This window comes from Prevotella heparinolytica (assembly GCF_004342845.1).
In the GTDB taxonomy this organism is placed as follows: domain Bacteria; phylum Bacteroidota; class Bacteroidia; order Bacteroidales; family Bacteroidaceae; genus Bacteroides; species Bacteroides heparinolyticus.
In genome coordinates this window covers 69,307-92,521 of sequence record NZ_SLXB01000015.1, presented here as the reverse complement: position 1 = coordinate 92,521, position 23,215 = coordinate 69,307, and the positions used below count along the sequence as shown (strand labels likewise).

The window sequence follows — 23,215 nt, the reverse complement described above, 5'->3', positions numbered from 1 at the left end:
TGTCCAACAAAGCGTACATGAGGATGTTGTTATGAATGAGTTTGCTCACCCATAATATAACAATTTTAGCTATTAGTACGCTGTTTATCATTTGATCAATTAGTTTAAATCACTTCAATATAAATAATACGAAAGCTGTGCTCCACGTATTACTTGTTCCTGCATTATTACAAAAATCCACCCAGCTTCCATCTTCTTCTTGGCGAGATTCGATAAAGAATATTCCATCTGAAATAGCAGAATTAACAGTTTCTCTTTTAGAGAAAATATTGGATAAAGAAAGGGCGGCTTCCAATTCTTTTATATAAGCATCTATATTCAACGTTTGTAAAACAATAGTATTCCACAAACGACACTCTTCTTCTACCCAATATGATAAGCCGTACTGAATAGACAGACGATAAGCCTCATCCACATATTCCAAAGCTTTACGATACAACATGATTCTTATATCTGATAGATAAAAGTTCTTGGCTATCATTTCTGCACTATCCAATGCTTCTTGTGGCAGTTTTCCTGTAGCAACAGCTTCTTTTATTTGCCAAATCACTACATTAAACTGTCCTTTGGTATAGTCTTCTTTTATATCACCAATATCATCTAATAGCTGGAATGCACAATAAAAGGATTTATGTATTTTTAGTAATGCTGTATATAACTCATAAGAAGATATTTCTCCCAATTCCCACAAAGCATCAATGGCTATTTTCCCCAATGAAGACTTATTGTCGGCATGAACTTCAAAATCTTTGAATGAATGAATTGTGTGAGTTCTATCTATTTTGAATGCATTCATATATTCCATCTTATGCACATTCCATTTTACCCAAAAGTCTGATTCACTCCCAATCAAATCCACCAATATTTTTACAATTTCCTCTTGACAAATATTTATGATAGGGAATAAAGAATCAAAAGGGCAGTCTTTATCCAACACCCGGTCTATCATAATAATAGACTGATAGTACAATGCGCCTGCAATACATAAACGATTGATTTTCCTTTCATTCAAAACATCCTTCACGAATAAATAAGGATAATCCACATAATAAGATGGATTATCATTTATAAAGTCAAATGACAGTATTTCTTTCTTTACAGAATCGGGCAGAGAAAGTGTTTTCACATAGTTAGTAATTTCACGTACCACCGATTGGGTCCTGATATTTGATAAGCTATATGTCCTAATTTGTATATTCATAAATTCCTTTTAGTTCTTAACTACTTGAAATCTCATCTTGTTGTAGTATGGTAGTTTCTTATTATAACCGACATCAACACCTTTACAGAAGTGACAATTTTATCAACCTGTTTCTAATCCGGCTTAAAGAAGGAGAAGCAATTCCAATATATGAGGCCAAATATTTTAAAGGAATTTGCTGCACCAAATCCTTCTCATTTTCCAGTAAATACAAATATCTGTCCTTAGGAAGTAATTTAAAAAGCAATAATCTCTTTGACTGTTTTTTTTGCAAAATACTCCACTAATATGCGTTTTATACTATTAATCGCCATAGATTCTTCGCATATATTAAATAAAACATCACGATGTATACCCCATACAATACTTTCACACAGAGCTTGTATATTGAATAAAGAAGGAGTGTCACAGGTTAGAATACACCCGGGATTTAGACACTCATCCTTAAAAACAAACCAAAAAGTATCTTCTTGATGAATTTCATTACATGTATAGTAGCGAAATATACCATCTTCTACAATATACATATACTTTTCAAGTTCATCTTTCTTTATCAAGCATTCACCCTTATGCACCTTAAACTTTTTAAAACTTGATTCAATCAAATCGATATCTTTTTCTGTTAACTGAATCTTATGTTTTTCCATGCATAAGTTTTTTTCTATTAATGCTGTTATTCTTCCTTTCATAGTATTGTATTTCAAGTAACAGTTGAAAAAACAGCTTATTGCCCACTGTTTGACAGCCTTTGATGCCAATACAAATATATCGACTATTTATCCAGAGAATACGTTCCGAATAAATTCTTCTTTTCAAACATCTCGATTGCCGATTTTTCCAAAGGAGTACGCTTGATAATGGCTTTATCTTTCCAAAAAGCAGGGTCATAGTTCATTTTTTCCACAACTTTCAACATATTAGACTTAGGAGATTTACTTTTCTTATTTTCAATTTTGTCTCCCATATTATATAAAATAGAATTAAACTTATAAAAGTCTGTTTCTGTTTTAATTTCACAATGTACATTTACTGTTTCCACAACAGAAACATGTTCCATCAATTTATAGTTCAAAGCAATCTTCATATCAGCAAGCCTATGATGTCCTATCATTTTCCCATTATGCCACATAACGACAGGCATCATAATCATACTTTCTATACGTATTATATCCAATGTTGAAGAATCAACATAAAGAGTTCCTCCTATTATAAACCGTTTACCAATCTTTTTAGGAGTAAAAATAATTTTATATATATAATTTTGCTCTGACGACAAAACATCATAAGATAAAGTATAGTATTTAGAGAAATCGCTCATTAATGGCACAATAGTCTCTTTCTTTTTAAGTTTTTTTACACGAATAGGGGTAAGTTGAGAATAACGAAAAAATCCTCAAAAGAAAGATATTCATGAACAGAGTCATTCTCCAATTTAGCATATCGCCCTGCAACAATATTCAAATCACGAAGACAAATCACGGATTTAGAATTAAAAAAAGTCTCCATGATTTCATTGCATTCTGAATTCATCTGTGTGATTTGTCTATAAAAGAATGCAGACTCATAGTTCTTGTATTTCTCTATTTGCTTTTTTTGTTGTTCAAAAATCTGCTGTACTAATTTATGTAAATTGACAGGTTTGACAATAACTTCTGACAACAGTATAGAATAGGGACGCAATTTAATAACTGCTGGTACATCATTTGCCGGAATTAGCACACTCTCATAACCAACATAAGAAATCTTCAAATTATCCGTTGACAAAACAGATATTGAAAACTCTCCTTCTTGATTAGATATTGTCCCTTGATTAGGAGCAATATATACTGTAGCATAAGGAAGATTCTGTCCATTACTTTCGTCAACAATCTTTGCATCAACAATTCGGACATCTTGCGCTATGAGTGTTTCTACTAACACAATCTCCATTAAAAAACACACAAAACGTATCATATTCAGACATTAAGCAAATAAACATAAATGTGCCAAAATATAATTATTTGGCACATTTACCCTTATAGATTATTAATTATCAAAAGCTGGCTCTAACACCACCAGAAACAGAAAATCCATCTTTAGAATTTTGAGAACTTTTCACAAAAAGGCTCCATTTAGCCATCTCTAATCGTTGCTCTAATTGTTCTACCGAAAATCTTTCTTGAACAAAAATCTTTTCTATTTTCTTTTTCATACTCAATTTATTTTCACCAACTCACACTTATTTCCTGAGTACTCGAAATACTTCTTGTCCCGTTAGAGCTGACTGTTTGTGTAGATGAGATTTTAGCCGTCCATTTCGCCATTTCCAATCTTTGTTCCAATTCCGTAACTTGGAATTTCTGAACCAACGCTTCATTGTTCTTGTTCATAGTTTCTTAATTTTAAAATTGTTAAACATAAGGTGTTTTAATCCAACCGGATATAATTTATCAATCTTTCGCTATAATGTTCCAATATGAAGTGAAACCATTCTGTGTATTTCTCTTTATAAAGTTTCCTATCTTGTTGTATCCATGAAAGAGATTTCCATGAATAGGCATCCACTTCCTCCCTATTAATCACAGGCTCCTCATCAGAATAGCCTACAAAAACAAAATCCACCTCATTTTCTATTAAACCACCGCAATCAGCTTCATAAGAAAATCGAAATAGGCATCGTAGCGGGCAAGTTATCCCCATCTCATACATCAGCCTTTGCTCCGCTTCAACTTCAAGCCTCAACAAATCTATACTGTGAGGATGACTACAACAAGTATTTGTCCACAACCCGGCAGAATGATATTTATGTCCGGCTCTCTGTTGCAGCAACAACTCTTTCTCCGAGTTAAATATAAATATAGAAAAAGCATAATGCTGCAAACCCTGTCTATGAGCCGACATTTTTTCTATCATCTGCCCATTAGTCAGTAATACCATGTTTATATCCATACATCCCATTGCTTTTTCGCAAAAGAATAAAAAAATATTTTAGAATCAAACTAAATACGCATTTTCTAAGATGAAATAATAACCGAAGTTAATTTTCTCGGTAAAAGCCATTCATTCCGAAGTGAATTCATGATAATCATTCAAGTAAGCTCTCTACATTCTCATCAGGCCGAAAATTAGCGGACAGTCGATAGAATAATATTTGAGAGGCTTATTTTTTCAATAAATATTAGAGTTTAAATAGAATAAGTAACAGGGTTATTGAAAATCAACATCATAGAGCCTTATTCGATATACTGCCTATTGTCACAGGTTTTATCGGGCACTTATATTTGTAACAAAATTTCTAAACCAATCCGTTTTTCTCAGCCAACTATCAGAATACAATCTCCTACCCCTGCCAGAACACCTTCTGGCGAGGGGGTAGATCAGTATAGGACTGATGCCACATCAGTATACGACAGAGGGTACATCAGTCGTATACTGATCTACCCTCTGTATAGGAGTGAGAAAAGATGATGTCTTTTTCTATCACAAAAGAAGAGGGAAAGGAGTGATTTTCGTAAACATATTTCCTATAATCACAAACACGCCCAGTATCTGACAATCAATACACATAACCTTCCACACTTAATGCATGCCACCTAATGCCGCAAAAAGTAATAAAGCAATAAAGGAAAAGCCCGGTCAATAAGTAAGTCCCACAATCCACAGCGGAAGTTTGCTGCCTGTGGAGAATTCAATATTATCGGCCAGCACAAAAGAGTTCGGCAAACCGGCTATTTGCTTAAAGTTTTTATCGGCACCGCCTACTTCAAAAATATAGGTATGGTCTACAACAAAATCGCCTTTCATCTTCCCATACTCCACCTCATGATTCACGACAAGCTGACTGACGACAAAAGTTTCTCTTACCGTACCAATCTGCACGGGAGTTGAAGCAATGGCATAAAGCAAATTGGGGTTTTGAAGATAAACCTTATCAGGTTTCTGCATCTTCCTGACAGACATGCTGTCAGAATAAAGCAATGTCAGCAATTCCGCCTTATCCAGATTTTGCAAATAGGCGATCACTGAATTACGGGTAAGCCCGATTAACCCTGCCAGTTTAGAGATATCCACCTCATAGGGAACAGAAACCGCCAGAACGCCCAACAACGCTTTAAGTTTTCTGATATAGGCAGGATCTACACCGCACAACAGTGGCATTTCCTGTTCCAATATGAGGTTGACCACATTCTCGATATTAATGTAATAATCTTCTCTGTTTCCCGTAAAGAAAGGATAATACCCTTCGTGCAGATACTCATCGAACATCTGTATAGGGCGACACTTCTCGTTCATCTCCCGACAAATCTCACCCGCATTCTCCAAGACCTCCGTCAAAGAACAAACAGGCATACGAATATCTTTGTAGAACATCAGGAACTCCCTAAACGACAAGCCGTACATATCGTAAGGCAGGCAACGTCTGGAAAGGTCGGCATCACCATTCAGGATATTGAGTAAAGAAGAACCGCTAAAGGTTATCTGCAAAGAGGGGTATAAATCGTAAGCCTCTTTCAGCTCCTTGCTCCATGAGGGATATTTATGCACTTCGTCTAGGAACAACCGCTTGCCCCCCTGCAAATAAAACCGCTCTATAAGGTCCAGCAAAGTATGGTTTGTGAAATAGATGCTATCCAACGTACAGTAAAGCGCCTCACGACTGCCCGACTGATAATTGAGCTTGATGTATTGCAGCATTAATGTAGTTTTCCCCACCCCTCTGGAGCCTCTGATAGCAATCAATCGATTGTCCCAATGAATCTTATTCATTAGCTCCCGCACAATTTGGGTACTTGTCTGTGCCAGCAATCTTTCTTGTTTAATAAACAGACTATCCATAATAATAAGAAGATTAGATGACAAATATACTCATTTGCTCGGACAAACAAGCAAAAGCTCCCGTTTTTTGTTTAGAGCAGAAAGCAAAAACAGACACATTTTGCTTTTTACAGAAAGCAAACAAGCTTTAACCGGTACATATTAATAAAGGAGAAGTCTCTATAAGCTTCAGTAGCGTTCAATTACGGCATCTATCGTCTCCCCGTTGGCGAATAACGCTTCGTCTGCCTCCATCAGCCGTTTCTTCAGCCGGAATTTCTGTTGAGACACCGAGGAGGGGGATACGGCGGTAAACGTGGCAATCTGCGCATTGCTGAAGCGCAGGCGGATGAGCAGGCAAAGCTGGCGGTGGGCAGGCGTAAGTTGAGGGAAGTGCTGAGAAAACCGTCCGGTGAAGTTATCGTACACCCGGTCTGCAAGTTTCTGTAAATACTCCCAATCATCGTCCGTAAGAAATCTGGGATGGCGGCGCAGCTGTTCCACCACTTCATCGCCCTCCACCAAAGCAGAAGAGAGAACCTGCACCTGCTCATTCAGGTGCCGGGCACGCTCGCCCTCTTTCTTGAGCAATTCCAATTCGCGGGGCACAGGGCGTTTCTCGTACTCCTTGAGGCGGGTGCGGAGCGATTCGTTTTCCTCATGCAGGCGGTTGCCGTGTGCCATGAGGTTCGTGAGCGAACGGTGCACCTCTTCACGCTCCGCTTCGGTCAGGGACATCTCCTCCAGACACGCCTTCAGTTCTTCACGTTCGCGCTCGTTGTTACGCAGGCGTTGTTCGTTTTCGCTCAAATCCACCAAATAGCGGCGGTGCTTGCGGTCGTCGCGGAACTTGATGTCGCGAATGGAAAACCAGATGTTCAAACCGAACATCAGGGCACTGAACGCTCCCCACAGAAACTGTTTCCGCTTGTCGGCAGGCTGCATGCGCACACGTTTTCCATCGGAGAGCTCTTTTGCCCGGCTGTACTCGCGGTGCAGTTCGGAAAGCATTTCGGCTGTCTGCGTACTATCGGCAACACCTGCCTGCACCAGCGAGTCGGCACGGCAAAGCGATTTTTCATAATCCAGCAACACATCATAGGCGGGGTCGGAACAAGCCGCCAAGCCCAAAAGGAGGGCAAACAGAGAGAAACGTATCAAAGTCATAACAAGGTCATATTTTTCTTTTGTGCACAAAGTCAGTCCGGGTATGCAGCACACCCGAACGCCCCTTTAAAAACGGAGGGCAAAGATATGACTTTATCCTCGAACAAAGAAAAGGAATCGGAACACATTCCGTGCAGCATTCCTCATTTTATGATTACCGACATGCACCAACTACAACTTTTTTGTTTACATTTGCAGAAATGTAACAGAAAAACCGCTTATGGAAGCCTTGAAACCCTATTATATAAACATCAACGGCCGACTAATGGACTTATCTGCCCCTTGCGTCATGGGGATATTGAACGTAACTCCCGACTCTTTTTATTCCGGCAGCCGCATGCAGACGGAGAAGGAAATAGCTTGCCGCGCAGAACAAATCCTGAAGGATGGCGCCGGAATCATCGACATCGGCGCCTACTCTTCCCGTCCGGATGCCGCCGACGTTTCTGTCCGCGAAGAGATGGAACGCCTGCGCTTAGGCCTCACCGTACTGCGCAAGACGTGTCCGGATGCCGTGGTGTCAGTCGACACTTTTCGTGCCGACGTGGCTCGCATGTGCGTGGAAGAATACGGAGTGGCCATCATCAACGACATTGCAGCCGGAGAGATGGACGCCGGCATGTTCCGCACAGTGGCCGAACTGAACGTACCTTATATAATGATGCACATGCAGGGCACCCCGCAGAACATGCAGCAACATCCGCATTATGACAATCTGCTGAAGGAAGTGTTTCAATATTTCGCCCGTAAAGTGCAGCAATTGCGCGACCTCGGCGTGAAAGATATCATCCTTGATCCCGGATTCGGTTTCGGGAAAACGTTGGAGCACAACTACGAATTACTGGCACATTTGGAAGAGTTCCGCATCTTCGAATTACCTTTGCTCGTAGGAGTGTCTCGCAAGTCGATGATATACCGTCTGCTGGGCAACACGCCGCAAGAAGCCCTGAACGGCACCACAGTGATCGATACGATATGCTTGCTGAAAGGAGCCGACATCATCCGGGTTCACGACGTGAAGGAAGCCGTGGAGACCGTGAAAATAGTGGAGGCCATGAGAAAAAATACGAATCATAAATTATAGATAGCTTGTGTTTATAGAATTTGGCATAAAAGATTTCATTGACATATTGCTGGTGGCGCTCATGTTGTACTATACGTACAAACTGATGAAAGCCTCCGGTTCCATCAATGTGTTTACCGGTATTCTGGTATTTATCCTGATATGGCTGGTAGTATCCCAAGTGCTGGAAATGAAGCTGCTTGGCTCTATCTTCGACAAATTGGTCAGTGTGGGTGTATTGGCACTCATCATCTTGTTTCAGGAAGAGATACGACGTTTTCTGCTTACGCTCGGCTCGCACCAACATGCCAGCGCATTGGTACGTTTCTTCACCGGCAACAAGAAAGAATTGTTGGAGCATGAAGATATCATGCCGATAGTAATGGCATGCATCAGCATGGGAAAGCAAAAAGTAGGCGCCTTGATTGTCATGGAGCACAACATGCCTTTGGACGACGTGGTGCGCACGGGCGAGGTTATCAATGCCGACATCAACCAGCGTCTGATAGAAAATATCTTTTTCAAGAACAGTCCGCTGCACGATGGAGCCATGGTAATCAGCAAGAAGCGCATCAAAGCAGCAGGCTGTATCCTGCCGGTATCGCACAACCTGGATATTCCCAAAGAATTGGGCTTACGCCATAGAGCCGCAATGGGAATCGCCCAAGCCTCGGACGCACACGCAATCATCGTATCGGAAGAAACCGGCGCCATCTCCGTGGCATACAAAGGGCAGTTCTACCTGTGCCTGAACGCAGAAGAGCTTGAAAGCCTGTTGACAAAGGAGAATTGACCGACGGCCCGAAGAAAGAAAAAAAAGAAACAGTTTCTTATAACCAATTTATAGAAAAAAGATGGATAGACGAAATTTTTTAAGGACGGGAAGTCTGGCGGCATTAGGCTCGCTGGCAGTACCGTCGTTGGCTATGCCTGCATCCGTACGGAAGGCATTGGGAGGAGCAGATGACAAATCTGCCGTTGCTGCGGCAATGAATCATTTCGGCGTAACAGAAGCCGATGTAAGGAAAGTGCTTGCTGCCGCATTGGAAAAAGGCGGCGACTATGCCGATCTCTATTTTGAACACACATTCAACAACAATGTAAGCCTGATGGACGGCAAGGTAAACAACTGCGGCGCCAACATCGACTTCGGCATGGGCGTGCGTGTTTTGGCAGGAGACCAAACCGGTTATGCTTATGTAGAAGGCGTCACGTTGGACGAAATGTTACGCGCTGCCCGCACTGCCGCCCGCATCGCCTCTTCCGGCAAGGCCGGCAAAACAGTGGGACTGACGGAAAAGACAATAGCCAAAAGCCGCTATGCCGTTACCGAACCTTGGGAAGACGTGAGCGTAAAGGCCAAAATCCCTTATCTTGAAAAACTGAACGAGAAGATTTTCTCTTTAGACAAACGTGTAAGCAAGGTGCAGGCCTATCTCACCGACAACACTTCTCATGTGCTGTTCTGCAATTCCGAAGGAGTGAGCTACTATGACTACCGCCCCATGGTTTCGTTCGTGGCAGTCTGTATCATGGAAGAAGACGGAAAAATGGAGAATGGCTATGCCAGCCGCTCCTACCGCAAAGGATTTGAATTCATGACAGACGATATCGTTGAAGTCCTTGCACGCGAAGCAGTGGACAACACCTCCATCCTATTCAAGGCCATCAAGCCCAAAGGTGGCGAGATGCCTGTGGTTATGGGTGCAGGAGGTTCGGGCATCCTGCTGCACGAAGCCATCGGACATGCCTTCGAAGCCGATTTCAATCGCAAGCGCACTTCCATCTTCTGCGACCTCTTCGGCAAGAAGATTTGCGACGAGCATATCAACGTGGTGGATGACGGCACCATTCCTTTCAACCGGGGCTCTGTAAACTTCGACGATGAAGGTGTGGAAGGACAAAAAACTTATATCGTGAAAGACGGTGTGCTGACCAGCTACCTGCACGACCGCATCAGTGCCAAACATTATGGCGTAACGCCTACCGGAAACGGCCGTCGCGACACATTCCGCAATATGCCTATTCCCCGTATGCGCGCCACCTATATGGAAGCCGGCAATATGAAGGAGGAAGACATTATTTCTACCGTGAAGAACGGCATCTTTGTAGACAACTTCACCAACGGACAGGTACAGATCGGTGCCGGCGACTTTACTTTCTTCGTGAAATCCGGTTATCTGATTGAAGACGGCAAACTGACACAGCCCATCAAGGACATCAATATCATCGGCAACGGACCGAAAGCATTGGCAGACATTACCATGGTTGCCAATAACGACAAGATTGACAACGGTACGTGGACTTGTGGCAAAGACGGACAGTCCTGCCCTGTGACCTGCGGCATGCCGTCGGCATTGGTCAGCAAACTGACGGTAGGGGGAGAAAGCTAACAAAATGAAAAACTGAAAATTAAACGAAATGATTACGGATAATAATAAGAAATTGGCACAATGGGCAATGGATTATGCCCTGAAAAATGGTTGTCAGGCAGCCAAGTTGGTGCTGTATTCCAACTCCAATGCATCGTTCGAATTGCGTGACGCCAAGATGGATAAATTGCAACAGGCTTCCGAAAGCGGCTTGAGCATCAGCTTGTATGTAGACGGGAAATACGGTTCTTATTCCACCAACCGTCTGGATAAAAAGGAATTGGAAAGTTTCATCAGGAATGGCATCGAATCCACACGCTATCTGGCAGAAGACGAAGCGCGCGTATTGCCCGACTCCTCCCGCTATTATAAAGGCGGAAAGCCCGATTTGCAACTGTTCGACGATAAGTTCTACAACCTGAATCCCGACGACAAGGTGGCTATTGCCCGTGCCGCAGCCGAAGAGGTCTTAGGAAAAGATGAGCGCATCATATCGGTAGGCAGTTCTTACAGCGATGGCGAAGAGGCTTCCTATCGTCTGACAAGTAACGGTTTTGAAGGCGAATCCAAGTCCACTTGGTTCTCGGTATCGGCCGATGTGGCAGTGAAAGGCGAAGGGGAAGCACGTCCTTCTTCTTATTGGTACGACTCGGCAATGTTTTATGACAAACTGAAAAAGTCGGGTATCGGGACAAAAGCCTTGGAACGTGTATTGAAGAAAATGGGACAGCGTAAAGCCGCTTCGGGCAAGTATACCATGGTAGTCGATCCGATGAATGCCGGTCAATTGCTCAGCCCATTGTTGAGTGCGTTGTATGGCTCCGCTCTCCAGCAAAAGAGTTCGTTCCTGCTGAACAAGCTGAATACGAAAGTCGGCTCCGAAAAGCTGAATCTAATGGATGAGCCTCATCTCATCGGAGCCCGTGGCGCCCGTTACTTCGATAATGAAGGCGTGGCAACCGAACGCCGTCCGATATTTGAAAACGGGACATTGAAGACCTATTTCATCGACACGTATAACTCCAAGAAAATGGGTGTGGAGCCAACCATCAGTTCACCTTCTCTGCTGATACTGCAACCGGGGAACAAAGACTTGGACGGTCTGGTGGCAGATGTGCAAAAGGGCATATTGGTTACCGGATTCAACGGCGGCAACAGCAACAAAAGTACCGGAGACTTTTCGTACGGTATCGAAGGCTTCCTGATTGAAAACGGCAAGTTGGTTCAACCGGTCAATGAGATGAACGTAACCGGCAATATGATTACCCTCTGGTCTTCTTTGGTGGCCGTAGGCAATGATCCCCGTATCTCTTCTTCTTGGCGTATACCTTCACTGGTATTCGATGGAGTGGACTTCAGTGGATTATAACGTCAGTTCAGCATCAGGCTCATATAAGGGCTTGATGTTTCGAATATTTTTGCGGTGAGTTCACCGATTGTGAGTGCTAAGTGTCTGCCGGGCAGACACTTGGCACTTTTCATACATTTACCGCCACTCAAGTGGTAGCAGCCGTTGTTCCCGCTTATTTGTTCGTCGGTGAGGCAGATGCAGGCCTCCTCTTCGGGATGGATGGCCGCATAGAGATCCAGCATGCCCTTAGCATCGATGACACGCGCCATTCCTAAAGGCAAACCGGCTTCACCGGCAGCAAGAGGAGCAAGCACCTCGACAGAAGGAACATTCAATTCACGGCAAATGTTTTGAAGCAGCAAGGAGCATGTCTCAGAGCTGTCCGACACAATTTCTCCTATGCGCCATTTGTTTCCACCCGCCGGATAAACGACAGCCAGCGCAACAATACGCTCCTTTCCTTGCATTGTGTCATCTTTTTGTCGGGCACTCCCCTCTTCAAACAAAGTGCAGACATGTCCCTGCCCCAATCGCAAATCGGCAAGAATAACACGAAAGTCTTTGCTTGTATGTTGGATGCAGTAAGCGCGTTCTCCTAATTTCCGGTTCAGGTATTCATATTCCTTTTCCTCACATTGATCGTCCATCTTCAGCGCATATCCTTGATTGGGAGCAGGAATGTCCGCAACCACAAAATCACTCGCTTTATAATTGAACACGGGTGCATAACCATAGCGGGTATAATAGCCAAACAACCAAGGCTCTGCAGGAATCAAAGCAGATAAGGCAACGCCACCGTCCAGCATACGCATAAATGCTTGCGACAACAATGCGCCCATCGTTCCCTGATTGCGATGGGCGGGATGCGTACAAGCTCCGGAAATATAAGATGTTTTGATTTTTTTCCCCCCGAACGTCATCGGATAAGGCAACATTTGCAGGGCGGCAATCACTTCCTCCCCGCTTTCTATGGCAATATTGACGTCATTATGATAGCGCAAACGGAAATACATCTCTACGAATTCCTCGCTGTCATTGAAACACAGCCTCCACAAATTCTTTATTTTCTGCTTCATCCGGTCCATTGCATCTATTACCACTTTATCGCTTCCATCGGTTCGCCTTTCAAGCAGGCCATGTATTTATCCAGAATTATGGCAGGCTGGTAAGACAGCTTGGCCTTGCGCAAACCTTCAATGCCCAAATCTTCTTCCCGGTTGATATAGATATATTGTTCGGGAATATGTTTTGCAAATTCATGGTTAATCATTGCGTATGCCCCATCAATGCTTGTATCTGCCTTCTCGACGTGCACCCCAAAGGTGTCCTGATTAATGGGCATGCCGAAGGTAAAGGCCACAATCTTGCCATCCACATGAAGGATACCGCCCATCAGTCCCAATTCATCAAAGTGATGAAGTGCATAGACCAATGCACGGCGTTCGTTGCCTGTTCCCTCATGTTGGTCGCAATTGTTGGCTTTGCACCAGATGGCTTCCAGCTCCAGACATTCCTGAATGCGGTCGGGTGTGATAGGGGTATACTCGTAGTTGTAAGTGCGCTTGAATTTGTTGACGTGGTTCCGCTTGGCTTGAAGCTTCTTTCCGGAGAGCGTGGCGAGGTCGGTGCGGAGATAGAGATAGTCAGCATAATCACGGTCGGCAGTGAATTGGAATTTTCCGGGCATGAAAGTTTCCAGCTCCGAACACATGCCGGAGCAAATGCCCAGCAAACAGAAAGGCTTTCCTTCCTGATGGGCGTCCTCTATCAAGGCCTCCAGCACTTTTTTCAAATCGCCGTTACCTATCGGCATCATATATACCAGTTCCTCTTCGGCCCAAAACTTCAACAACAGATAACCATCCAGAATGGCAAATTGGGTGTTGTACAGAAAACGCCAACTGCACAGATTGGAGAATGAAAGGTCGCAGTTTCTTCGCGGACTGTTCTGCGTGTAGCGGATGATAAGCTCCCTGTCGCTTAATTCGATATCCTTAAATGAAATCATAAATGTTTTAGTTGATTGAAGTTGTTAGAAATAACAAAGATTGGTAGATTTTGTTAGAACAAACCCAACAAACGCAGAATGGCAGGTGTGAATAAGGCCGTGAAAATGCCGTTCAGCGTCAATCCCAAACTGGCGAATGCACCGTATTTACTGCTGACTTCCATGGCGGTAGAAGTGCCCACCGCATGAGCGGCGGCTCCCATCGAGAGGCCTTGAGCCATGGGGCTGCCTATACGGGTCAGCTTCATGGTCTTGAAGCCCAATATTCCTCCCAGCAACCCCACACACACCACAACTGCGGCAGTCAATGAAGGTATGCCCCCCAACGACTTGGTGACCTCCATGGCAATCGGTGTGGTGACCGACTTAGGCGCCAGCGAATAGATGATTTCATCAGAAGCCCCCATCAGTTTAGCTATCAGCACCACGGAAACAACACCTACGATACATCCGGCCAATTGGGACAACAGGATGGGGAGCAACTGTTTCTTTATGGTTTCCAACTGAAGATACAAAGGCATCCCCAATGCAACGACGGCTGGTTTCAGCCAAAACTCTATCAACTGCCCTCCCTCGTTGTAGGTAGCATAGCTGATATTTGCCGACTTCAATAAGACAATAAGGATAGCGATTGTCAACAGAATAGGATTCAACAGCATGAGACCGGTTTTCTTTTGCAGCAGTTTGGCAAAGAAAAACACACCGAAAGTGACGGCCAGCAAGAAAAAATTATTTTCTAAGAAACTCATTTCATTTTACGTGTTAATTGATGAACCCATCCGGTGACGACAATCACCAACAAAGTACTGACCAATGAAGCTACGACTATCGGCCAGAATTCGGCGGCGATAATGTCGAAATAGAGCATCAGGGCCACTCCGGGCGGTATAAAGAAAAACCCCAGATTGGCAACCAGGAAGTCGGACATGCCTTGCACCCAGTGCAACTTTATCCAACCCAACTTCAAAAACAAGGTAAGCAGCAGCATACCGATGATGCTGGAAGGTAACTTCACGCCTGTGAGGAAGACAACCAACTCACCCAAAGCTAAACATCCAAAGAGGATGGCACATTGACGAATCATAAGAATAAGGTCTTAAATCGACCGGCAGATTATTGTTGTATGTTTTAAAAACGCTGCAAAGGTAGGTATTCTATGTATTGCTTGTTGCAACAATTCTCTTTTTTTAAGGCATCATACAGATTGCCTATGGAATTTACGTTTTCAACAGATGTTGTGTGCGCACACGTTCCTTTCCTTACTATTTAATGTTAAATATTATAATAATTGAGAGCAAGCATTGAAAAAGAGAGGCATTTGCAATGTTGATATTGCAAAATTGCGTACTTTTGCGAAGTGAAAAGTATGGGCAGCCTATTCATAATACACAATAAATATCATGCAAAGATTAATTAATGAAATTCTTGAACGTGCGAAAGCCGATCGCCAACGCATTGTTCTTCCTGAAGGTACGGAAGAACGTACCTTGAAAGCCGCCAACCAGATTCTGACTGACGGTATCGCAGATCTGATTCTTCTGGGCAATCCGGAAGAAATACACGCTTGTGCCCAAGAGTGGGGACTGGGAAATATAGACAAAGCCACCATCATCAATCCGGAAGACCATCCCAAGAAAGAAGAATATGCACAATTGCTGTTCGAACTTCGCAAGAAAAAAGGCATGACTATCGAAGAGGCTCGCAAGCTGGTTCTCAATCCGCTTTATCTGGGCTGCCTGATCATAAAGAACGGCGATGCCGACGGTCAGTTGGCAGGTGCCCGCAATACTACCGGCGACGTACTTCGCCCGGCTTTGCAGATTATCAAGACCACTCCCGGCATTACGTGTGTTTCAGGTGCCATGCTGTTGCTCACACACGCTCCCGAATATGGCAAGAACGGCATATTGGTGATGGGCGACGTGGCTGTGACTCCGGTGCCCGATGCCGAGCAGTTGGCACAGATTGCCGTTTGCACGGCACGCACGGCAAAGGCGGTTGTAGACATGGATCCCCAAGTGGCTTTGCTCAGCTTCTCAACCAAAGGTTCTGCCAAGCACGAAGTGGTGGATAAGGTGGTGGAAGCCCTGAAGATTGCCAAAGAGATGGATCCGGAACTGGCCATCGACGGCGAGTTGCAGGCAGATGCGGCTTTGGTTCCCGAAGTAGGCGCAAACAAGGCGCCGGGTTCAAAGATTGCCGGCAATGCCAATGTACTGATTGTTCCGAGCCTTGAAGTGGGGAACATCTCTTATAAACTGGTACAACGTTTGGGACATGCCGATGCCGTAGGTCCTATTCTGCAAGGCATCGCCCGTCCGGTGAACGACCTCTCGCGCGGTTGCTCCATCGAAGATGTTTACCGCATGATTGCCATCACGGCCAATCAGGCTATTGCCGCCAAAACGAACGCTGAATAACTTTTAATCTAAACATAGTAATATGAAAATCTTAGTATTGAACTGCGGTAGCTCGTCCATCAAGTACAAAATGTTTGATATGGACAAAAAAGAAGTTATCGCACAAGGAGGCATTGAAAAAATCGGTTTAAAGGACTCGTTCCTGAAATTCACCTTACCCGGTGGTGAGAAGAAAGTGTTGACGAAAGATATTCCCGAACATACCGTGGGCGTGGAATTCATCCTGAATACCTTGACCGATGCGGAATATGGGGCCATCAAGTCATTGGACGAAATCAATGCCGTAGGTCACCGCATGGTGCATGGAGGCGAAAAGTTCAGCCAATCCGTACGGCTGACACCTGAAGTTCTGGCGACCTTCACGGCTTGCAACGACTTGGCCCCCCTTCACAATCCCGCCAACTTGAAAGGTGTGAACGCCATATCGGCCATCTTGCCCGATGTTCCGCAAATCGGCGTATTCGATACGGCTTTCCACCAAACAATGCCGAGACATGCCTACCTATATGCCGTTCCCTATGAACTCTACGAGAAATACGGCGTACGTCGTTACGGCTTCCACGGCACATCCCACCGTTATGTATCGCAACGTGTCTGCGAGTTTCTGGGAGTAGAGCCGCAAGGAAAGAAAATCATCACCTGCCACATCGGTAACGGCGCCTCCATCAGCGCCATCAAAGACGGCAAGTGCATAGATACCAGCATGGGGCTGACTCCGCTCGAAGGCCTGATGATGGGAACACGCAGCGGCGACATCGACGCAGGAGCCGTGTCCTTTATCATGGAAAAGGAGGGCTTGGATGCAAACGGCATATCCAACCTCTTGAACAAGAAGAGCGGTGTGCTGGGCATCTTCGGCGAGTCCAGCGACATGCGCGACTTGGAGAATGCCGTAGCAGCCGGCAACCCGAAAGCCATTCTGGCAGAAGATATGTACTTCTATCGCATCAAGAAATACATCGGTGCCTATGCGGCAGCATTGGGCGGTGCAGATATCATCGCATTCACCGGCGGAGTGGGTGAGAATCAGGCCACTGCCCGTTGGGGAGCATGCGAAGGCCTGGAATTCATGGGCATAAAGCTGGATGCCGAGAGGAATAAGGTTCGTGGCGAGGAGAAGGTAATCTCTACCGACGATTCCAAAGTCAAGGTAGTGGTAATCCCAACCGACGAAGAACTGATGATTGCGTCCGATACGATGACTATTTTGCAGAAGTAATGCGGAACAAGTGATTCCGACAGAATACTCAAGAGGTATCTCTTAACATATGTGCCTACCCTTTATAAAGCCGGACTGCGGAGGTCCGGCTTTATAAGGAGTAGGCTTTTTGTTTGAAGAAAAGACATCGTGATTCCATAAAGAAAAATCATGCGAAGCAAAGAACAAACCTGTTCTCAGCCAATACCAATCTCTGTTCGCACCGTGCGAACACAAATCCGCAACCTGCGGACAAATATCCGCGCCGTGCGAACATATGTCCGCACAGCCCGAACAGAGATTGCAGAATAACAAAGACAATATACGAGCCGGGAGTATCAACCGTTTAGCAGAACCGGTCAATAAAAGATAAAAAACACACGCCGATTAGCAAATCAAGCCTTTTATGGCATTTTATAGAGGCAAACTGTTTTCTAAGAAATTTAAAATACCTACCTTTGCTACTTAGAGTCTGTCTAAATATCATCCGGCATTCTTTTACCTTCTTTTTCGGCTCTGAAACGAGAGCCGGAAAGCAAAAGGCGAATTTCGTGTAAAGAAGCGGATTCTAAAACGTCGGCTCGCTTTCGTGTAACTTTAAATAAATATATTTTATGAGACGATTGATGTATGTATTGCTTTTTGCACTGTTGACAAGCGGCATGACCTATGCCCAGCAGGCAAAGTATGTATTCTATTTCATTGGTGACGGAATGGGAGTAAACCAAGTAAACGGAACGGAAATGTATTTGGCCGAACAGGAAGGACGTATCGGCATAAAGCCTTTGTTGTTCACCACATTCCCGGTATCCGGCGTTGTTACGACTTTCTCGGCCACCAACTCAGTGACAGACTCTTCTGCCGCCGGAACAGCGCTCTCTACCGGAGAGAAAACTTACAACGGCGCCATCGGCCTGGACGATGACAAGAGCGTTCTGCAAACCGTGGCCGAAAAGGCCAAGAAGGCCGGCAGAAAAGTAGGCGTTACAACCAGCGTCAGTGTGGACCATGCCACTCCGGCCGCATTCTACGCCCATCAGCCCAACCGCAGCATGTATTATGAGATAGCCCTCGACCTGCCCAAGGCCGGCTTCGACTTCTATGCAGGCGGCGGTTTCCTGAAGCCCACCACAACGGCCGACAAGAAAGAAGCTCCGAGCATCTTCCCTATTTTTGAGGAAAACGGCTATACCATTGCCAGAGGGCTTGATGAATATAAGTCCAAAGCAGCCCAAGCCGATAAAATGATACTTATCCAGAAAGAGGGCGCCGAACCCTCTTGTTTGCCCTATGCCATCGACCGCAAAGAGGGAGACCTGACCTTGGCCGAGATTACCGAAAGCGCCATCTCTTTCCTGACCAAAGGCAAAGACAAAGGTTTCTTCCTGATGGTTGAAGGCGGAAAAATAGACTGGGCTTGCCACAGCAACGACCCCGCCACGACCTTCAACGAGGTAGTGGACATGGACAATGCCGTCAGAGTGGCTTACGATTTCTACAAGAAGCATCCCAAAGAAACGCTGATTGTGATTACGGCCGACCACGAAACCGGCGGACTGGGTTTGGGCACTGCCAAGTATGAATTGCAACTGAAGTCGCTGGCCAACCAGAAGGAATCGCAAGAAGTATTGTCGCGTTCCATCACCGACTTGCGCAAGATGAACCGTCCCGTCGGTTGGGAAGAGGTGAAATCCCTGCTCACCAAGAAAATGGGATTCTGGAAAGAGCTGCCGTTGACGTGGGCACAGGAGAAGATGCTACGCGATGAATATGAGGAGTCTTTCGTGAAGAAGCATGTAGTGTTCGAGCAGAGTCTCTACTCCAAGACCGAACCGCTTGCCGCCGCAGCCCGTAAAGTGATGAGCCAGATTGCAATGGTGGGATGGACAAGTGGCAACCACACTGCCGGATACGTGCCTGTATATGCGATAGGTGCAGGTTCCAACTTGTTCATGGGCAAGATGGACAACACGGAGATTCCGAAGCGCATAGCCAAAGCCGGCGGATACAAGTAACCGGAAATCGGGTATGGGGAAAGACTGAGGCGCAGAGACTTGGAATCCTTATGGATAAATAAAGTCTCCGTGTCTCCGTCTTTTCAATATTTATAATATAAGCCGGTAAAAGCAAGCTGCCGGATTACAGCTTTGTCTCTCCCTCCACAAACTCTTCGAGGAAAAGGTTTTCACCGTCAAAAACGGCATACGAGAAATAGTTTATCCAATCGCCGAGAATCAGTACACGGGCTGTGGCGCTCAACATCAAATCGAGTTCGATGTGGCGATGCCCATACAGGAAGTAGTTGATGGTGGGATGGCTTTTCAGGTATTCTTTGGTATATAGCACCAGATATTCATTGTTTTCTCCCATGTATTCGGGCTCCTTCCCGTCTATGCGCTTCATGCGGCTGTGCTTGGCCCAGTTCAGCCCCAGCTCCATGCTCCAACGCGGATGCAAAGCCGAGAAAAGTACTTGAAGCGTGCGGCTGTGAAACATGGAGCGAAGCAGTTTGAACTTCTTGTCGGGGTCGCCCAAACCATCACCGTGGGCAAGATAAAATTCTTTTCCATAGATTTCGGTTGTAAGCGGTTCGCGATGGATGATGACGCCACACTCCTTGGCCAGATAATCGCCGCACCAAAGGTCGTGGTTGCCGGTGAAGAAATGCACCTCAACCCCCAAATCGGTCAGCTCGGACACTTTTCCCAGAAAACGCGTGTAGCCCTTAGGCACTACGGTGCGAAACTCGTACCAGAAGTCGAACATGTCTCCCAGCAAGTATACGGCAGAAGCCTTGTGCTTGATGCTGTCCAGAAAGTTCACCAGCCGGCGTTCTTGAGTTCGTCCGTGTTCAATGGCCCGGGAACCGAGGTGGGCATCGGACAGGAAATATACATTCTTCATTATCATCTGTTCATTATCCGTTAATCAAAGAAAACCCAGTTCCAGTTTGGCTTCTTCACTCATCATGTCCTTGTTCCATTCCGGTTCGAAAACGAGATTGATGGTGGCGGAAGCAAGTCCGTCGATAGACTCTACCTTCTGGCGCACATCTTCCATGATGAAGTCGGCCGCAGGACAGTTTGGGGCGGTCAGCGTCATGTCTATAACGGCTTCTCCGTCGTCACTCACGTCTATCTTGTAAATCAGTCCCAAGTCGTACACGTTTACCGGTATTTCAGGGTCGAACACCGTCTTGAGCATGGCAACTATCTTTTCTTCTATTTCAAACTTGGTCATATTCGTTTGGTGATGATTTGGTTTAATGATACAAAGCTAAAGATTTTAATCGAGACTGCAAAAGGAGCCTGATTCTAACCTGAGTTCGACGGCAAGAAAAGAAGTTGGCGGGATGACTTCCAAAAGTTGGCGACTCCTGCCTGAAAACTTCCGCTTCCAACGGAAGCATTCTTCATCGCAAGGCTTGCGTTATACATCGCAAGCGCTAAGATGTATATCGCAAGGCGCAAGATATACAACGCAAGCCTTGCGATGAAGTTTTCGCCCTAATCTCTTCCTGCTTTGGATAAGGAAGCGCCGAACTTTTTTTGCAGGCGACAAGGTTTTCTTGTGCGGACGAGCCACATATCCGGAGCCTTATGCCGAACTCCGGCCGTTTTCAGCCGCCCGCACACAGAGATACCCGTGCGACGGGACACAAGGGTTTCAGGCTCATCGCGGATTCCGGAGAAGAGAAGGTGGCACACGTCTATGCGGCAAAGCCGAAGCGCCCTGCATTTTTTCCGCCCGGACAAAACCAACGCAGCAAATTAAAGCCTATCTTTGCACCGGATTAAGAAACCATGCAACAATGATTATGGACATCACCTCTCTCTATCGTATTTTCCGGGAGTGCACCTGCGTCAGCACAGACAGCCGCAACTGTCCGCAAGGCTCGCTCTTCATCGCCCTGAAAGGCGAAAACTTCAACGGAAACGCCTTCGCCGCCAAAGCGCTGGAACAGGGTAGCGCCTACGCCGTGGTGGATGAAGCGGAATACGCCCCCGCCGGCAATACACATTATATATTAGTGGAGAATTGCCTACGCACCCTGCAACAACTGGCCAACCATCACCGCAGGCAGTTGGGCACATGCATCATAGGCATCACCGGCACCAACGGGAAGACAACCACCAAGGAGCTGATAGCCGCCGTGCTGTCGCAAAACCACCACATCCTCTACACGCAAGGAAACCTGAACAACCATATCGGCGTGCCCCTCACCCTGCTCGGCTTGCAGTCACGGCACGACCTTGCCGTCATCGAAATGGGAGCCAGTCATCCGGGCGACATCAAAGAGTTGGTGGAGATAGCCGAACCTGATTATGGCATCGTCACCAACGTGGGGAAAGCCCATCTGGAAGGTTTCGGCTCTTTGGAAGGGGTAATCAGGACCAAAGGAGAACTGTACGACTTCCTGCGCCGACGGGGCAATGCAACCGTTTTTGTTCATCACGACAACCCCTATCTGATGGAGATGGCTCGCGGACTGAAACAAGTTACCTACGGCACGGAAGAAGGCCTCTACGTCAACGGACGCATCACCGGAAACTCACCTTATTTAACCTTCGAGTGGAGAGCCGGCAAAGACGGCGAGTGGCACGAGGTGCAGACGCAACTCATCGGCGAATACAACTTCCCCAACGCCCTTGCGGCCGTCACCATCGGACGGTTCTTCGGTGCGGACGCTGAAAAGACGGACAAGGCACTGGCCGAATACACGCCCCGGAACAACCGTTCGCAGTTGAGAAAAACAGCAGACAACACTCTGATTATCGATGCCTACAACGCCAACCCCACCAGCATGATGGCTTCCATCGGCAATTTCGGCAACATGCAGGCCGAAAATAAAATGTTGATATTGGGAGACATGCGCGAACTTGGAAAAGAGAGTGCCGAAGAACACCAAAAGATTGTGGACTATCTGGAAGAGTGCGGATTCGAGGATGTGGTGCTTGTAGGAGAATTGTTTGCCGCCACCCGCCACACCTATCCGGACTATCGGGACGCAACGGCACTCATCGCAGCATTGCAAGAAAACAAACCTTGCGGAAAGACCATCCTGATAAAAGGCTCGAACGGAATAAAACTGAGCAGCGTGACAGACTATCTGTAACCGCTTGCCTCAACCCGAATCCGTTTATTTGCCGGGCTTCATCATCATCGGCCGCAAGATGAAATAAGCTATCAGCGATGCCAGCACCGCTCCTGTGGTGTTGGCCGCAAAATCCAGCCAATCGCCTCCGCGATACGTCGTACAATATTCCTGCAACAATTCCACCACCCCACTGAACAGAACGGGACATGCCAATGCCCCTATCCACGCATGCCACAATGGCTGATTATCATTGCGGTGTGCCCGCAGGAACTCCACCCACAGCATACCCGACATGCCGAAGTACATACAGACATGAGCCACCTTATCCAAACCGGAAATATAATCCAGCTCCGTGGCAGGCGGCTTGAAGAAAGATAAATAAATCACCGCCAGAATAATACACAGCGAAAACGGATATTTCCTGACAAAATAATACAGCATATTCTCAATTAATAAACGGATTGCGTGCAAAAGTACGGAACATTTTCTATATTTGCGCGTTTCAGCAAGCATTTATAAAGAAATGAAAGAAAAAGGCACATT

General features: G+C 45.7%; 23 protein-coding genes. 8 read left to right on the top strand and 15 right to left on the bottom strand.

Features of this window, described 5'->3' with window-relative positions:
• Positions 1–109 precede the first annotated feature (109 nt).
• The 8 genes from EV202_RS08815 to EV202_RS08785 form a co-directional block, all read right to left on the bottom strand.
• Complete coding sequence (locus EV202_RS08815) at positions 110–1,201, bottom strand: prenyltransferase/squalene oxidase repeat-containing protein (protein ID WP_131926763.1); 1,092 nt, start codon at positions 1,199–1,201, stop codon at positions 110–112.
• Between the two features lie 236 nt (positions 1,202–1,437).
• On the bottom strand, positions 1,438–1,890 hold the full coding sequence (locus EV202_RS08810) for a Crp/Fnr family transcriptional regulator (RefSeq protein WP_131926761.1): 453 nt from the start codon (positions 1,888–1,890) through the stop codon (positions 1,438–1,440).
• 83 nt (positions 1,891–1,973) lie between these two features.
• The gene (locus tag EV202_RS08805; RefSeq protein WP_131926759.1) at positions 1,974–2,528 is read right to left on the bottom strand and encodes a hypothetical protein; all 555 of its coding nucleotides are present in this window, start codon (positions 2,526–2,528) and stop codon (positions 1,974–1,976) included.
• A 26-nt stretch (positions 2,529–2,554) separates the two neighbouring features.
• Positions 2,555–3,121 carry a carboxypeptidase-like regulatory domain-containing protein gene (locus tag EV202_RS08800; protein WP_165899415.1) on the bottom strand — a complete coding sequence of 189 codons (567 nt, stop codon included), beginning with the start codon at positions 3,119–3,121 and terminating at the stop codon, positions 2,555–2,557.
• Between the two features lie 112 nt (positions 3,122–3,233).
• A complete protein-coding gene (locus EV202_RS15060) occupies positions 3,234–3,392 on the bottom strand; it encodes a hypothetical protein (RefSeq protein WP_165899414.1) in 159 nt (52 codons plus the stop codon).
• A gap of 215 nt (positions 3,393–3,607) precedes the next feature.
• Positions 3,608–4,129: an isopentenyl-diphosphate Delta-isomerase gene (locus EV202_RS08795; RefSeq protein ID WP_207903438.1), complete on the bottom strand. Its 522-nt coding sequence runs from the start codon at positions 4,127–4,129 to the stop codon at positions 3,608–3,610.
• A gap of 687 nt (positions 4,130–4,816) precedes the next feature.
• Positions 4,817–6,016: an ATP-binding protein gene (locus EV202_RS08790; RefSeq protein ID WP_131926753.1), complete on the bottom strand. Its 1,200-nt coding sequence runs from the start codon at positions 6,014–6,016 to the stop codon at positions 4,817–4,819.
• Between the two features lie 168 nt (positions 6,017–6,184).
• A complete protein-coding gene (locus tag EV202_RS08785; RefSeq protein WP_131926751.1) occupies positions 6,185–7,162 on the bottom strand; it encodes a hypothetical protein in 978 nt (325 codons plus the stop codon).
• A gap of 220 nt (positions 7,163–7,382) precedes the next feature.
• On the opposite strand from EV202_RS08785, the gene folP reads away from it, so the two are divergent.
• The 4 genes from folP to EV202_RS08765 all read left to right on the top strand — a co-directional run bounded on the left by folP (position 7,383) and on the right by EV202_RS08765 (position 11,966).
• A complete protein-coding gene (gene folP / locus EV202_RS08780) occupies positions 7,383–8,246 on the top strand; it encodes a dihydropteroate synthase (RefSeq protein ID WP_106069863.1) in 864 nt (287 codons plus the stop codon).
• A 7-nt stretch (positions 8,247–8,253) separates the two neighbouring features.
• Positions 8,254–9,018 (top strand): diadenylate cyclase CdaA, encoded by a 765-nt coding sequence (cdaA, locus tag EV202_RS08775; protein ID WP_106069862.1) that lies wholly within the window; start codon positions 8,254–8,256, stop codon positions 9,016–9,018.
• Positions 9,019–9,079: 61 nt separating this feature from the next.
• Positions 9,080–10,618 carry a TldD/PmbA family protein gene (locus tag EV202_RS08770; protein ID WP_125238224.1) on the top strand — a complete coding sequence of 513 codons (1,539 nt, stop codon included), beginning with the start codon at positions 9,080–9,082 and terminating at the stop codon, positions 10,616–10,618.
• A gap of 28 nt (positions 10,619–10,646) precedes the next feature.
• A complete protein-coding gene (locus tag EV202_RS08765) occupies positions 10,647–11,966 on the top strand; it encodes a TldD/PmbA family protein (RefSeq protein WP_131926749.1) in 1,320 nt (439 codons plus the stop codon).
• Positions 11,967–11,968: 2 nt separating this feature from the next.
• Here EV202_RS08765 and EV202_RS08760 read toward each other — a convergent pair whose 3' ends face one another.
• The 4 genes from EV202_RS08760 to EV202_RS08745 are packed head-to-tail and all read right to left on the bottom strand — an operon-like array spanning position 11,969 to position 15,040.
• Positions 11,969–13,024, bottom strand: a complete 1,056-nt coding sequence (locus EV202_RS08760) for a GNAT family N-acetyltransferase (protein WP_131926747.1) — start codon at positions 13,022–13,024, stop codon at positions 11,969–11,971.
• A gap of 17 nt (positions 13,025–13,041) precedes the next feature.
• Positions 13,042–13,956 carry a DUF2156 domain-containing protein gene (locus EV202_RS08755; RefSeq protein WP_131926745.1) on the bottom strand — a complete coding sequence of 305 codons (915 nt, stop codon included), beginning with the start codon at positions 13,954–13,956 and terminating at the stop codon, positions 13,042–13,044.
• 53 nt (positions 13,957–14,009) lie between these two features.
• Positions 14,010–14,705: an LrgB family protein gene (locus EV202_RS08750; protein ID WP_131926744.1), complete on the bottom strand. Its 696-nt coding sequence runs from the start codon at positions 14,703–14,705 to the stop codon at positions 14,010–14,012.
• Positions 14,702–15,040, bottom strand: a complete 339-nt coding sequence (locus tag EV202_RS08745) for a CidA/LrgA family protein (RefSeq protein WP_106069857.1) — start codon at positions 15,038–15,040, stop codon at positions 14,702–14,704. Before EV202_RS08745 ends, EV202_RS08750 begins: the two co-directional genes overlap by 4 nt.
• 316 nt (positions 15,041–15,356) lie before the next feature.
• Between EV202_RS08745 and pta the strand changes: the two genes are divergently transcribed.
• The 3 genes from pta to EV202_RS08730 all read left to right on the top strand — a co-directional run bounded on the left by pta (position 15,357) and on the right by EV202_RS08730 (position 19,589).
• Positions 15,357–16,376: a phosphate acetyltransferase gene (gene pta, locus EV202_RS08740; RefSeq protein WP_106069856.1), complete on the top strand. Its 1,020-nt coding sequence runs from the start codon at positions 15,357–15,359 to the stop codon at positions 16,374–16,376.
• Positions 16,377–16,398: 22 nt separating this feature from the next.
• A complete protein-coding gene (locus tag EV202_RS08735) occupies positions 16,399–17,595 on the top strand; it encodes an acetate kinase (protein WP_131926743.1) in 1,197 nt (398 codons plus the stop codon).
• Between the two features lie 593 nt (positions 17,596–18,188).
• Positions 18,189–19,589, top strand: coding sequence for an alkaline phosphatase (locus EV202_RS08730; RefSeq protein ID WP_106069854.1), 1,401 nt, complete (start codon positions 18,189–18,191; stop codon positions 19,587–19,589).
• 124 nt (positions 19,590–19,713) lie between these two features.
• Here EV202_RS08730 and EV202_RS08725 read toward each other — a convergent pair whose 3' ends face one another.
• Positions 19,714–20,478: a UDP-2,3-diacylglucosamine diphosphatase gene (locus EV202_RS08725; protein WP_106069853.1), complete on the bottom strand. Its 765-nt coding sequence runs from the start codon at positions 20,476–20,478 to the stop codon at positions 19,714–19,716.
• 24 nt (positions 20,479–20,502) lie between these two features.
• Entirely contained in the window at positions 20,503–20,814 is a 312-nt protein-coding gene (locus EV202_RS08720; RefSeq protein WP_106069852.1) for a metal-sulfur cluster assembly factor, read from the bottom strand.
• 577 nt (positions 20,815–21,391) lie between these two features.
• On the opposite strand from EV202_RS08720, the gene EV202_RS08715 reads away from it, so the two are divergent.
• Complete coding sequence (locus EV202_RS08715; RefSeq protein ID WP_131926773.1) at positions 21,392–22,690, top strand: UDP-N-acetylmuramoyl-tripeptide--D-alanyl-D-alanine ligase; 1,299 nt, start codon at positions 21,392–21,394, stop codon at positions 22,688–22,690.
• 24 nt (positions 22,691–22,714) lie between these two features.
• Here the strand turns inward: EV202_RS08715 and EV202_RS08710 are convergent, their stop codons facing one another.
• The gene (locus EV202_RS08710; protein ID WP_131926742.1) at positions 22,715–23,113 is read right to left on the bottom strand and encodes a VanZ family protein; all 399 of its coding nucleotides are present in this window, start codon (positions 23,111–23,113) and stop codon (positions 22,715–22,717) included.
• Between the last annotated feature and the right edge of the window lie 102 nt (positions 23,114–23,215).